This window comes from Escherichia sp. MOD1-EC6021, assembly GCF_002965245.1.
Classification (GTDB): Bacteria; Pseudomonadota; Gammaproteobacteria; order Enterobacterales; family Enterobacteriaceae; genus Escherichia; species Escherichia coli_F.
In genome coordinates this window covers 115706-129324 of sequence record NZ_PTRU01000007.1, presented here as the reverse complement: position 1 = coordinate 129324, position 13619 = coordinate 115706, and the positions used below count along the sequence as shown (strand labels likewise).

Here is a 13619-nt window from a genome sequence, read left to right as displayed (position 1 = left end):
TTATCAAAATGAAAAAAATTATCGCATTGATGTTGTTTTTGACATTCTTTGCCCACGCGAACGGCTCCGAGCCTGGCAGTCAGTATCTCAAGGCTGCAGAGGCTGGAGACCGACGCGCACAATATTTTCTTGCCGACAGCTGGTTTAGCTCCGGCGATTTGAGCAAAGCCGAATATTGGGCACAGAAAGCCGCCGACAGCGGTGATGCTGATGCCTGCGCGCTGTTGGCGCAGATCAAAATCACCAATCCGGTCAGTCTGGACTATCCACAAGCAAAAGTTCTTGCAGAGAAAGCGGCGCAAGCGGGCAGTAAAGAAGGTGAAGTAACGCTGGCGCATATTCTGGTAAATACGCAAGCGGGTAAACCGGATTATCCAAAGGCGATTTCGCTGTTAGAAAACGCCTCGGAAGATCTGGAGAACGACTCTGCCGTCGATGCCCAAATGCTGCTTGGTTTGATTTACGCCAACGGCGTGGGCATTAAGGCCGACGATGACAAGGCAACCTGGTATTTCAAACGCAGCTCTGCGATTTCCCGAACCGGTTATTCCGAGTACTGGGCGGGAATGATGTTCTTAAATGGTGAAGAAGGTTTTATCGAGAAGAACAAACAGAAGGCGCTGCACTGGCTGAACCTGAGCTGTATGGAAGGGTTTGATACCGGGTGTGAAGAGTTTGAAAAATTAACTAACGGTTAATGTAGGCCTGATAAGACGCGGCAAGCGTCGCATCAGGCATTGATGTCGGATGCGGCGTAAACGCCTTATCCGACCTACAAAATCACGCTAAATCAGGCTATTGCGCAGTCTGGCGTAGGCCTGATAAGACGCGGTAAGCGTCGCATCAGATATTGATGTCGGATGCGGCGTAAACGCCTTATCCGACCTACAAAATCACCCTAAATCAAGCTATTGCGCTGTCTGGCGTAGGCCTGATAAGACGCGGCAAGCGTCGCATCAGGCATCCACACATTGCCGGGTGTATGTCCCCGGCAATCCTCAATTATTGATCCGCAGTTTTATCAAATTTGCCCAGCACTTCGCGCTCATAAGCCAGCGCTTTCTTACGGTCAAATTTGTGTTCCCACTTGGCAATCACCAGCACCGCCAGCGCATTACCCACCACGTTCAGCGCAGTACGCGCCATGTCGAGGATACGGTCAACACCGGCAATAAACGCCAGACCTTCCAGCGGGATCCCTACGCTGCCCAGCGTTGCCAGCAACACCACAAACGACACGCCCGGCACGCCAGCAATCCCTTTCGAGGTCACCATCAGCGTCAGCACCAGAATGATTTCCTGCCAGATGGACAGGTCAATACCATACAGTTGAGCGATGAAGATAGCGGCAATACTTTGATATAGCGTTGAACCATCAAGGTTAAAAGAGTAACCGGTCGGCACCACGAAACTGGTGATCGACGCCGGTGCACCGTAGGCTTCCATCTTCTCAATAATTCGCGGCAGCACGCTTTCAGAACTGGCAGTGGAGTACGCCAGAATCAGCTCATCTTTCAGAATACGAATCAGGATCCAGACGCTTAACCCGCACAGGCGCGCCACAATTCCCAGCACTACCAGCGCGAAGAACAGAATGGCGAAATGCACCAGCAGCACCAGTTTCGCCAGTGGCCACAGAGACGAGAAACCAAAGTTAGCCACCGTCACCGCAATCAGCGCAAACACACCCACCGGCGCATAACGCATCACTATATGAGTCACTTTAAACATGGTTTCAGAGATGGAGCGGAACACGGTCACCAGCGGTTCACGATGCGTCGCGGGCAGGGAGGAAAGCCCCAGACCAAACAGCACCGAGAAGAAGATGATCGGCAGCATTTCGCCTTTCGCCATCGACGCCACAATATTCGTCGGCACCAGAGACAAAATCGTGCCCATAATACCGTGGGAACTGCTCTGTACCGCTTCTGTAGTGCTCTGATATTTCGAGATATCGACGGTTGCCAGCTGCGACATATCCACCCCGGCACCGGGCTGGAAGACGTTCGCCAGGGTGATCCCCAGAATGATGGCGACAGTGGTGATCACCTCGAAATAGATAATGGTTTTCGCGCCAATACGCCCGAGCTGTTTGGCATCACCAACACCCGCAATACCCACCACCAGCGTGGAAATAACAATCGGCACAACAATCATTTTGATCAGATGGATGAAGATATCACCCGCCGGAGAGAGCAAATTGACGACCAGCCAGTCGCGGCTGTCGCTATGGTAGTGCAGGTAGCTTCCCAGGAGAATGCCCAGCACCATAGCAAACAAAATCTGCCAGGCCAGGCTGAATTTTATATTTTTCATCAGAATAACTTCCTCAATGGAGCGCCGTTCCCCGTTCAGAAACGCGAGAACGTGACATACTGCCAGGGCATGAATTGTGTTGCGTTGGTTTGTAGATTTTTTTAACGCTTATGATCAGTATCATTTGCGCGGTATGTTGCGCAACCCTTTAACAACAGAGCTTTTCGCTGCATTAATGCATAATAACGCGAGTTTATGGCAGGATTAATGAATAACCATTTGTTATGGAAAGATTTTTATTTGTTTAATCTGCAATAATACTGATTGGTGATTATTTTTGGCAGATGTTCATTCGATTATTTTTTATGCAGCTCAATAACATAATCTTCATCGCCAGATGATTAATCCGATCTCCGCTGCAACAGTTTCGCCATATTAATCGACTCGACCAGCTGTGTCCGGTTGATCCGGGGTGAGTTGAGATCCATCACTTTTTGCCATAGTTCGATGGCTTGCGCGTAATTCGCCTGCATAAACGCATCTGAAGCCAGCAGCATCAGAGCGGTGATTTCGTTAGAGTCCAGCGCGAGGGCTTTGTCGATCAGTGTGCGAGTCTGGGCGGTCATATGCTGGCTGGCCTGGTAATAAAGCACCGTCGCCAGCGCCGCATACAGTTCAGCGTTTTCACCACGTAGTCGCAACGCCTGACGGTACGCCAGCAGCGAATTGCTGTAATCGTTTTGCCACAGATAATACTCGCCCAGTAACGCCCATTGTTCGCTGTTTTGTGGATTAGCGCGGATTTTATCCTGCAATGCCTGAAGCTGCGCTTCCGGGGTTTGCTGGCTGGCAAACTGATGTAGCGGATCGCGCTGACGCTGATACTCCGCACGTACCGCCTGCCATTTTGGGCTTAACAGATAACTGCCGATACAGAGAAATACCATCAATATCGTGAGTGTTGTCAGCATTTTCACCGGTATTTGAGGCTGTTTCATCGCTTCGCCCTTACCCGCCAGAGGATCAGTATCATCAGCAGTAACAACACCACTGGCAGCGCCCACAACACCAGCGTCTGACCGGTTAACGGTGGGTTATAGCGAACAAAATCTCCGTAGCGTTCGGTCATCCAGCCAATGATTTCGACTTCACTTTTCCCCTCCGCCACCATGCTGTAAACCTGATGGCGCATACTGACTGCCACCGGCGCATTGGATTCCAGTAAGTTCTGATTCTGGCACTGCGGGCAGCGTAACTGGCTGGCAATAGTTAACGCCTGTTCCTGTTGTTGCGGATTGGCGAATTGCCAGGTGTCTACAACCTGAGCGCGCGCAAAACAGGTAAATAACAGCAGTAGCGTGAGAAGCCCTTTATTCATCGCGCTTCCTCCCCCGCCATCCGCTTAACAATGCGCCCGCAATCATCAACAATCCTCCCCCCCAGATCCAGCGCACACCGCGTTGTACATACAAACGAAAAGCGTAACGATCCGGTCCGGTTTTCTCGCCCATGACCGCATACCAGTCATGGATGCCGTTCCAGCGAATTGCCGGTTCCATCATTTGCTGACGACGTGCTTCGTAAAAACGCCGCTCCGGCGTCAGTTCACCAATGCGTTGCTGATGGTCAAACAGCGCCACTATCGCTTTTTCGCTGGTGTAATTACCTTTGGCTTGCAGATCGAGGCGCTCAAAACGGAAGGTATATCCTGCCAGAGTCACCTGCTGACCCGGCTGTAAATTCAGGCTGATCTCCTGACGGCTGACGCTTGAAACCACGATCCCCGCGGCAAATAACAGCACACCCGCATGCGCCAGCAGCGCCGGAAGCTGCACGCGTTTGCCAGAGACAAACGTCGCCAGCACAATCACCACCAGCATCAACAGACCAAACGGTAACGTCGCGCGGTTAAAATACGGCGCGCCAACGGAGAGGCGTCCCCAGCCCAGCAGGCCGTAAATCATCGGATAAAGCGTTCCCACCAGCACGATCAGTAGCACTGCGCAAAACAGCAACAGCGTAGCGAGGATTAACATTTCCCGCGATAACCCCGAAAAATGCACCGCCGGGCCACCGTCCCGCGCTCGCCAGCCATACAGAGCCAGAGACACAAGGCTAATCAACGCAAACAGGCTGAACAACGGCACGGCGCGGACGTTATCCAGTGCGAACGCATGAACCGAAACCAGAATGCCAGAGCGGACAATTAAGGTGCCCAGCAGCGACAGCATCAGAGTAACTATCGCCAGTAACAGCGACCAGTGGCGGAAAATCCCCCGCTGGCGTGTCAGGGACAAACTGTGCAGCAGCGCAGTGGCAGAAAGCCAGGGTAATAAAGAGGCGTTTTCCACCGGGTCCCAGAACCACCAGCCGCCCCAGCCCAGTTCGCAATAGGCCCACCAGGAACCAAGGATGATCCCCGCAGTTAATGCCCCCCAGCCTGGTAGTGCCCAACGCCAGCAAATTCGGGCGCTGACACCATCAAACTCGCCGCGCAGTAGACTCGCCAGCGCCACACTCGCCGCCACCATCAAACCACCATAGCCGAGATAAAGCAGCGGCGGATGAAAGATAAGACCGGGATGTTGCAGCATCGGATTGAGATCGCGGCCTTCGATTGCTGGTGGAAATATCCGCACGAAGGGATCGGACCACAGCACCACAAACAGTAGCAGTGCGGCGAGCATGAGAGATAAAACGGCTAGCGTCAGCGGAAATAGCGGATCGGTTTGCTGCCGATAATGCCAGGCAAACAGCGCGCTCCACGCGGAAAGGAGTAGCACCCAAAGTAGCAGCGAACCTTCATGCCCTCCCCACACTGCCGCCAGTTTGAGTTCCCACGACAGCAGGCTGTAGCTATGTTGGGCGACATAAATGACCGAGAAATCGCTGATGAGAAAACAATACGTCAGTACGCCAAAGGCGAGCAGCAGGAGCGCGAACTGCGCCAGAATGCCGATGCAAGTGAGTCGCATCATGGCAGGCCAGCGCAACCGCACTCCCGCAAAGGTTGTCAACGGGGTCAACACGTTGACCCCAAGACTTAACAACAACGCCAGAAAACCGACTTCAGGAAGGAATACGTCCAGAAACCACCTCTTTTCTGGCTTACGCCACCGTTAACTGCCCGGCGTAGAGAATGAAAAAGCGCAGCATCAACACCCCGACCAGGCTGGCCCCACACGCTGCCAGCACGGCAGGAATGCCGGAACTGCGATTGACCCACGGTTTGAGCAACATTGGCACAATCAGCCCCAGCCCGGCGACACCAAGCCAGAACCACCACGTCCAGAAACCGCCGCCCAATGCCGCCACCAGCGCACGCACTTTACCGTCATCGCCCAGGGCCAGACCGACGAAAAACGCCACCAGCAGGAAGATTTCGCCCCATACCACAGGGATTTCCATCCGGTGAACAAAGTGCGCTTCCGTGGAATGCGGGTTACTGCGTTGGCGTATCGCCATGGCGATCAGCGCCACCGCCGCACCGGACGAGATGCCGGAGAAGAGGAATAGCACCGGTAAAATCGGATTATTGAGGAACGGATATGATTTCAGCGCAGACAGCAGAAAGCCGGTATAAGCCCCCAGCAACACCGCCAGCACCAGCATTAGCGTTTCCAGTCCGCGGTGAACGGGCGTCAGCAGGCTCAGAACCTTTTGCACAATTCCCAGCTTCGGCAACCAGCGTTGTTGCAGGGCAAGCAAATCGTGTTCAAAGATTTTCGCCAGCCACAACACCAGCACCACCATGTAGAGCTGAAACAGCATCACCCCCATCGACATCACCGAGGTAAAACTGTAGTGGAACATCAGCTTCCAGAAGGTCCACGGTCTTGTCAGGTGGAAGACGAGAATCAACAGACCGAGGATCACCGCGCCAGGCCCGACAATCAGCGTGGTGCGCAGCAACGTACTGTCTGCACCGCCCGCCTGCGGGTAGAAGCGACGTAACAGCACGGCCAGCGTCACCAGACCGGCAGAAATACCAATCAAAAACAGGTAGATGGCAATCGGCCAGTCCCACACCAGCGATTCAAAATGAAATGCGGAAGTCTGCGTCATTGGCTCACCTCCCCGTATTTAAACGGTACGCGGTACAGCTTCGGTTTGGTTCCCAGCGCCAGCTTGTAGCGGTAAGTGGGCTTCTGGCGTAGCAGTTGTGAAATCTCACTGTTGGGATCGTCCAGATTGCCAAACGTCAGCGCCTTCGTCGGGCAAGCCTCAACGCACGCGGGGAGCTTACCGGCCTGCAAATTGGTCTTACGGCAGAAATCGCATTTGTCCGCCGTCTTCGTGACCGGATGGATAAAACGCACACGGTACGGACAGGCGGCGATGCAGTACTGACAACCGACGCAGAGATCCGGGTTAACATCGACAATCCCGCTGGCAGCATCGCGAAAAGACGCACCCGTTGGGCAGACGTCAACGCACGGTGCATGGTCGCAGTGCTGGCAAGACTTACGAAAGAAGCGATATTTCACATCAGGAAATTCGCCCTGCGGCTCGCTACGAATAATTGTCAGGCGCGAGACGCCTTCCGGCACCTTGTTCACTTCCCGACAAGCATCCATACAGGCAGTACAGCCGATGCATAACGACTCGTCATGCACCATGCCGTAACGCACCCCATTGATATTCAAAGTTTTCGCCACCACGCGTCCTGTGGTGCCGCTGACGGCTGCCAGCACGCCGACGCCGGTGAGAAACTGGCGACGAGACCAGGTCATGGCTGCTCCTTAAGCAACGGAACAGACGCCGGGTTAAAGTTCGGATTGGTGCGCTGATCGCTGTGGCAATCGACGCAAATCTTAATCCGTCCTTTGTCACTTAACGTCTGCATCGTATCTTGCTGTGGATGCAGGGAATGGCAGCTGGCGCACGCCACTTTGGTTACGTGGACATCGTGCGGCCAGAACGCTTTTTGCAACTGTTCCGGCAGATGGCAGGACATACAGACGCTGTTCTGCTCTCCAACCTTGTACATCGGCTCGTTAAAGCGCATCACATCTTTCACCCCTTCGCGGTGTTGCGGTGATGGCTGGCCGTGACAGTTGGTGCAGGTGACCGGCAGTTTGTTATTCGGGTTGATAACGGAAGCATGTTTGCCATGCATACCTTCGGTATCTGGTTTATGACAGTCCAGACAGGCGGCATCCGGGTTACGCTGCTGGGTAACTTCGTAGCGATCACCAGATGCCTGCGACGCAGGGGTAGCGGTAATTCCGTTCAGGCTCCACAACAGGCCCGACGCCAGCACCCCGGCAGTTAATAACGAACGTAATACGCTCATATTCACTCCATTGTGTTTTCCGCCCCTTGCGAGGCGGAACGGGGGTTATTGGCTTAACAGACCGTTTTTACGTGCCTGCTCTTCCCACTGCGGGATCACCGTTTTGATAAAGTCCTGCTTCTCGGCCTTGATTTGTTCCATGTTCAGGCCAATTGCCTGCTGGGCTTTCTCTTTGGTTGAGATATCCGGGATCGGGATTTCATGGGTAATGCCTTTGGTTGCCAGTAAACGCGCCAGTTTGGTACGCGCATCCGCGGCTTTATCCATCGCCGTACCGAGCATCCTCAGACCTTCTTCCGGTGCGTGCATATGAATGCCGTGGGAAGCGATCGCCAGATCCCAACGCCACTGAGCATGACGGATATCGTCCTGAATCGGTTTCATTTCGGCTTCCGTCGCGCCTGCATCCAGCGCCGCTTTCGCTTCGAAGTGAGCGTGAACCAGTTGATCTTCAACCTTGATTTTCAGGTCGTTAATTGACTGCTTACGTTCCGCGACCACTTTTTGCAGGGCAGCTTTGTCCTGGGTATGGCAGTTCGCACAAGTCTGGGCGAAGTTATCAAACGGATTACCAATTTTATGGTCGGTGTAGAGTTTGCCTTCAGCGTTCTGCACTTTTGGCATATGGCAGTCGATACAGGTCACGTTGTTTTTGCCGTGAATGCCCACTGTCCAGGTTTCATATTCCGGGTGCTGCGCTTTCAGCATTGGCGTTTTCGACAGGGAGTTAGTCCAGTCAGAGAAGGCAATTTTGTCGTAATACTGCTCCATATTTTCGACTTTCATGCCGTCATCCCACGGGAATTTAACGGCTTTGTTTTTGCCATCGAAGTAATACTCCACATGGCACTGACCGCAAACCATCGATTGCTGGTCGAAGCGTCCGGCTTTCTCAAAAGGTTTACCAATGGCTTCCATCGCGCGAGCCGCATACGGACGGGAAAGGGTTAATTCCGGTTTGCCTTTGGCGAACTCTGGTGAGGCGGTGTTATGGCAGTCGGCACAACCTAAGTTGTTGACGATTTCCGGGCCGCCACGCGCCCATTTACCATGGAAGTAGCCATCTTCGCCGTCTTTCTGGATCAGACGCGCCACATCCGGGCTTTTACAACTCCAGCATGCCATCGGTAGCGGACCATCCTCAGCATTTTTCGGCGCACCGGTACGCAGGGTTTCACGAACATCGGTTACCGCAAAGGCATGTCCGCGCGGCTTGTTGTAATCGCGCGAGAAGGGATACCCCGCCCACAGAATCACCAGTCGTGGATCTTCCGCCAGGGCGTCAACACGCTCTGACTGTTCCGAGGTGGCTTTCCAGGAGAGATATTGATCGGGATGCTGCGGGGCAAAGGTTTCATTCTTCGCTTCCACAGTTACAGGTTTTGCGGGAGCAGCCGTTTGTTCAGCGTGAACAGAAGTGAAAAAGAAAAAAGGAATCAATAAGCTGAAGATACGGCGTGCGTTTATTTTTATCCTTGTCATAGGGGCTTCATCCGAATTGCGCCATTGTTGCAATGGCGGTTTTTATTGTTTTTCACGACAGTAACCGCACCTACACTGTCATGACATTGCTCGCCCCTATGTGTAACAAATAACCACACTGTGAATGTTGTCTTTAATCAATTGTAAGTGCATGTAAAATACCACTTTAGAGTTAGTCAGTATTTTCCTCTTTTTCAATAGCATGCATAACTGCATGTTCCTCAAAGAATTAATCAACTTTTGTTGCTGACCTTCAAAAATTACCCTGCCGTTTATTTGCACAATTCTACTTTTGCGTGATCTGTCGCCCAAATACTAAACAAAACTGCCAATACCCCTACATTTAACGCTTATGCCACATATTATTAACATCCTACAAGGAGAACAAAAGCATGAGTCAAATTCACAAACACACCATTCCTGCCAACATCGCAGACCGTTGCCTGATAAACCCTCAGCAGTACGAGGCGATGTATCAACAATCTATTAACGCACCAGATACCTTCTGGGGCGAACAGGGAAAAATTCTCGACTGGATCAAACCGTACCAGAAGGTGAAAAACACCTCCTTTGCCCCCGGTAATGTGTCCATTAAATGGTACGAGGACGGCACGCTGAATCTGGCGGCAAACTGCCTTGACCGCCATCTGCAAGAAAACGGCGATCGTACCGCCATCATCTGGGAAGGCGACGACGCCAGCCAGAGCAAACATATCAGCTATAAAGAGCTGCACCGCGACGTCTGCCGCTTCGCCAATACCCTGCTCGGGCTGGGCATTAAAAAAGGTGACGTGGTGGCGATTTATATGCCGATGGTGCCGGAAGCTGCGGTCGCAATGCTGGCCTGCGCCCGCATTGGCGCGGTGCATTCGGTAATTTTCGGCGGCTTCTCGCCGGAAGCCGTTGCCGGACGCATTATCGATTCTAACTCACGACTGGTGATCACTTCTGACGAAGGCGTGCGTGCCGGGCGTAGTATTCCGCTGAAGAAAAACGTTGATGACGCGCTGAAAAACCCGAACGTCACCAGCATTGAACATGTGGTGGTACTGAAGCGTACTGGCGGAAAAATTGACTGGCAGGAAGGGCGCGACCTCTGGTGGCACGACCTGGTTGAGCAAGCCAGCGATCAGCACCAGGCGGAAGAGATGAACGCCGAAGATCCGCTGTTTATTCTCTATACCTCCGGTTCTACCGGTAAGCCGAAAGGCGTGCTGCACACTACCGGCGGTTATCTGGTGTACGCGGCGCTGACCTTTAAATATGTCTTTGATTATCATCCGGGCGATATCTACTGGTGCACCGCCGATGTGGGCTGGGTTACCGGACACAGTTATTTGCTGTACGGCCCGCTGGCCTGCGGCGCGACCACGCTGATGTTTGAAGGCGTACCGAACTGGCCGACGCCTGCCCGTATGGCGCAGGTGGTGGACAAGCATCAGGTCAATATTCTCTATACCGCGCCCACGGCGATCCGTGCGCTGATGGCGGAAGGTGATAAAGCGATCGAAGGTACCGACCGTTCGTCACTGCGCATTCTAGGTTCCGTGGGCGAGCCAATTAACCCGGAAGCGTGGGAGTGGTACTGGAAAAAAATCGGCAACGAGAAATGCCCGGTGGTCGACACCTGGTGGCAGACCGAAACTGGCGGTTTCATGATCACGCCGCTGCCTGGCGCTACCGAGCTGAAAGCCGGTTCGGCAACACGTCCGTTCTTCGGCGTGCAACCGGCGCTGGTCGATAACGAAGGTAACCCGCTGGAAGGGGCTACCGAAGGCAGCCTGGTGATCACCGACTCCTGGCCTGGTCAGGCGCGTACATTGTTTGGCGATCACGAACGCTTTGAACAGACCTACTTCTCCACCTTCAAAAATATGTATTTCAGCGGCGACGGCGCGCGTCGTGATGAAGATGGCTATTACTGGATCACCGGGCGTGTGGACGACGTGCTGAACGTCTCGGGTCACCGTCTGGGAACAGCGGAGATTGAGTCGGCGCTGGTGGCGCATCCGAAGATTGCCGAAGCCGCTGTCGTGGGTATTCCGCACAATATTAAAGGTCAGGCGATCTACGCCTACGTCACGCTTAATCACGGGGAGGAACCGTCACCAGAACTGTACGCAGAAGTCCGCAACTGGGTGCGTAAAGAGATTGGCCCGCTGGCAACGCCAGACGTGCTGCACTGGACCGACTCCCTGCCAAAAACCCGCTCCGGCAAAATTATGCGCCGTATTCTGCGCAAAATTGCGGCGGGCGATACCAGCAACCTGGGCGATACCTCGACGCTTGCCGATCCTGGCGTAGTCGAGAAGCTGCTTGAAGAGAAGCAGGCTATCGCGATGCCCTCGTAACTCTCAATTGCCGGATGCGATCCGGGCAACAAGTCGGAAACGATTTGTAGGCCTGATAAGACGCGACAGCGTCGCATCAGGCATTGATTGCCGGATGCGGCGTATAACGCCTTATCCAGCCTACATTCGGCGAGGGTTACCTGGGCGTTAACCCGCTCCCATAAGGGCGCGGGAATTAAAACAATCCCTACATTACCTCTGGAGAATCTGTGATGAATGGCACTATTTATCAGCGGATAGAAGACAATGCGCATTTCAGGGAGTTAGTCGAAAAACGGCAACGGTTTGCCACCATCCTGTCGATTATTATGCTGGCAGTTTATATCGGCTTTATTTTACTGATCGCCTTCGCGCCCGGCTGGCTGGGCACTCCGCTGAATCCGAACACCAGCGTCACACGCGGTATTCCGATTGGTGTTGGAGTAATTGTGATCTCCTTTGTTCTCACTGGTATCTACATCTGGCGGGCGAACGGCGAATTCGACCGTCTTAATAATGAAGTCCTGCATGAGGTACAAGCATCATGAAAAGAGTTCTGACGGCGCTTGCCGCCACACTCCCTTTCGCAGCTAACGCCGCGGATGCTATTAGCGGGGCCGTAGAGCGCCAGCCAACGAACTGGCAGGCGATTATTATGTTCCTGATTTTCGTCGTGTTTACGCTCGGCATTACCTACTGGGCGTCAAAACGCGTACGTTCGCGTAATGACTACTACACCGCAGGCGGCAATATCACCGGTTTTCAGAACGGGCTGGCGATTGCCGGGGACTATATGTCCGCTGCCTCATTCTTGGGTATCTCCGCGCTGGTGTTTACCTCCGGCTATGATGGCTTAATTTACTCGCTGGGCTTCCTGGTGGGCTGGCCGATCATTCTGTTCCTGATTGCCGAACGTCTGCGTAACCTGGGGCGCTACACCTTTGCCGATGTAGCCTCTTACCGTCTGAAACAGGGGCCGATTCGTATTCTTTCGGCCTGTGGTTCTCTGGTGGTGGTGGCGCTTTACCTTATCGCCCAGATGGTGGGGGCAGGTAAACTCATCGAGCTGCTGTTTGGCCTTAACTATCACATTGCGGTAGTACTGGTCGGCGTGCTGATGATGATGTACGTCCTGTTCGGCGGTATGCTGGCGACCACCTGGGTACAGATTATCAAAGCCGTGCTGTTGCTGTTCGGTGCCAGCTTTATGGCCTTTATGGTGATGAAACACGTCGGCTTTAGCTTCAACAATCTGTTCAGCGAAGCGATGGCGGTACACCCGAAAGGTGTCGATATCATGAAGCCGGGCGGATTGGTGAAAGATCCCATCTCCGCGCTGTCTCTGGGTCTGGGGCTGATGTTTGGTACGGCTGGTTTGCCGCACATTCTGATGCGCTTCTTTACGGTCAGCGATGCCCGCGAAGCGCGTAAGAGCGTGTTCTACGCCACCGGATTTATGGGCTACTTCTATATCCTGACCTTTATTATCGGCTTTGGTGCGATCATGCTGGTCGGTGCGAATCCGGAATATAAAGACGCGGCGGGCCATCTGATTGGTGGTAACAACATGGCGGCAGTTCACCTGGCCAATGCTGTGGGCGGCAACCTGTTCCTCGGCTTTATTTCAGCGGTTGCTTTCGCCACCATTCTTGCGGTGGTTGCGGGACTGACGCTGGCAGGCGCTTCCGCGGTTTCGCATGACCTGTACGCTAACGTCTTCAAAAAAGGCGCGACTGAACGAGAAGAACTGCGAGTATCGAAAATCACCGTCCTGATTTTGGGCGTGATTGCGATTATCCTCGGCGTGCTGTTTGAGAATCAGAACATCGCATTTATGGTGGGCCTGGCGTTTGCCATCGCGGCGAGCTGTAACTTCCCGATCATTCTGCTTTCCATGTACTGGTCGAAACTGACTACCCGTGGCGCGATGATGGGAGGCTGGCTGGGGCTGATTACCGCAGTGGTACTGATGATTCTCGGCCCTACCATTTGGGTACAGATCCTCGGTCACGAAAAAGCCATCTTCCCGTACGAATACCCGGCGCTGTTCTCTATCAGTGTGGCATTCCTCGGCATCTGGTTCTTCTCGGCAACGGATAATTCAGCGGAAGGTGCGCGCGAGCGTGAACTGTTCCGTGCACAGTTTATCCGCTCCCAGACCGGCTTTGGCGTTGAGCAAGGCCGCGCGCATTAATCTCTACCCTTCCCCGGTCGCTTGATCGGGGAATACTCTTCCTCTCCAATATGCATCATCT

The 13619-nt window shown here is 53.6% G+C and carries 12 protein-coding genes; 4 read left to right on the top strand and 8 right to left on the bottom strand.

What is annotated here, in order from left to right; translation table 11 throughout:
- The first annotated feature begins 8 nt into the window (after positions 1 to 8).
- Positions 9 to 698: a Sel1 family TPR-like repeat protein YjcO gene (gene yjcO, locus BEB54_RS10640; RefSeq protein ID WP_000719893.1), complete on the top strand. Its 690-nt coding sequence runs from the start codon at positions 9 to 11 to the stop codon at positions 696 to 698.
- Positions 699 to 1002: 304 nt separating this feature from the next.
- Here the strand turns inward: yjcO and gltP are convergent, their stop codons facing one another.
- The 8 genes from gltP to nrfA form a co-directional block, all read right to left on the bottom strand.
- Positions 1003 to 2316, bottom strand: coding sequence for a glutamate/aspartate:proton symporter GltP (gltP, locus tag BEB54_RS10635; RefSeq protein ID WP_105277335.1), 1314 nt, complete (start codon positions 2314 to 2316; stop codon positions 1003 to 1005).
- Between the two features lie 341 nt (positions 2317 to 2657).
- Positions 2658 to 3254, bottom strand: coding sequence for a heme lyase NrfEFG subunit NrfG (nrfG, locus tag BEB54_RS10625; RefSeq protein ID WP_105277334.1), 597 nt, complete (start codon positions 3252 to 3254; stop codon positions 2658 to 2660).
- A complete protein-coding gene (gene nrfF, locus BEB54_RS10620) occupies positions 3251 to 3634 on the bottom strand; it encodes a heme lyase NrfEFG subunit NrfF (protein WP_001032540.1) in 384 nt (127 codons plus the stop codon). Before nrfF ends, nrfG begins: the two co-directional genes overlap by 4 nt.
- A complete protein-coding gene (locus tag BEB54_RS10615) occupies positions 3627 to 5345 on the bottom strand; it encodes a heme lyase CcmF/NrfE family subunit (RefSeq protein WP_105277333.1) in 1719 nt (572 codons plus the stop codon). The genes nrfF and BEB54_RS10615 overlap by 8 nt, the downstream gene beginning before the upstream one ends.
- A gap of 19 nt (positions 5346 to 5364) precedes the next feature.
- Positions 5365 to 6321 carry a cytochrome c nitrite reductase subunit NrfD gene (nrfD, locus tag BEB54_RS10610; protein WP_000195167.1) on the bottom strand — a complete coding sequence of 319 codons (957 nt, stop codon included), beginning with the start codon at positions 6319 to 6321 and terminating at the stop codon, positions 5365 to 5367.
- Positions 6318 to 6989, bottom strand: coding sequence for a cytochrome c nitrite reductase Fe-S protein (nrfC, locus tag BEB54_RS10605; RefSeq protein WP_086217426.1), 672 nt, complete (start codon positions 6987 to 6989; stop codon positions 6318 to 6320). Before nrfC ends, nrfD begins: the two co-directional genes overlap by 4 nt.
- Positions 6986 to 7552, bottom strand: coding sequence for a cytochrome c nitrite reductase pentaheme subunit (gene nrfB, locus BEB54_RS10600; protein WP_001353532.1), 567 nt, complete (start codon positions 7550 to 7552; stop codon positions 6986 to 6988). Before nrfB ends, nrfC begins: the two co-directional genes overlap by 4 nt.
- Positions 7553 to 7597: 45 nt before the next feature.
- Entirely contained in the window at positions 7598 to 9034 is a 1437-nt protein-coding gene (nrfA, locus tag BEB54_RS10595) for an ammonia-forming nitrite reductase cytochrome c552 subunit (protein WP_001353533.1), read from the bottom strand.
- A gap of 392 nt (positions 9035 to 9426) precedes the next feature.
- Between nrfA and acs the strand changes: the two genes are divergently transcribed.
- The 3 genes from acs (at position 9427) to actP (ending at position 13558) form a co-directional block, all read left to right on the top strand.
- The gene (acs, locus tag BEB54_RS10585; protein WP_000078214.1) at positions 9427 to 11385 is read left to right on the top strand and encodes an acetate--CoA ligase; all 1959 of its coding nucleotides are present in this window, start codon (positions 9427 to 9429) and stop codon (positions 11383 to 11385) included.
- A 212-nt stretch (positions 11386 to 11597) separates the two neighbouring features.
- Positions 11598 to 11912, top strand: a complete 315-nt coding sequence (locus BEB54_RS10580) for a DUF485 domain-containing protein (RefSeq protein ID WP_001014565.1) — start codon at positions 11598 to 11600, stop codon at positions 11910 to 11912.
- Entirely contained in the window at positions 11909 to 13558 is a 1650-nt protein-coding gene (actP, locus tag BEB54_RS10575) for a cation/acetate symporter ActP (RefSeq protein WP_000832550.1), read from the top strand. The genes BEB54_RS10580 and actP overlap by 4 nt, the downstream gene beginning before the upstream one ends.
- The last annotated feature ends 61 nt before the right edge of the window (positions 13559 to 13619 follow it).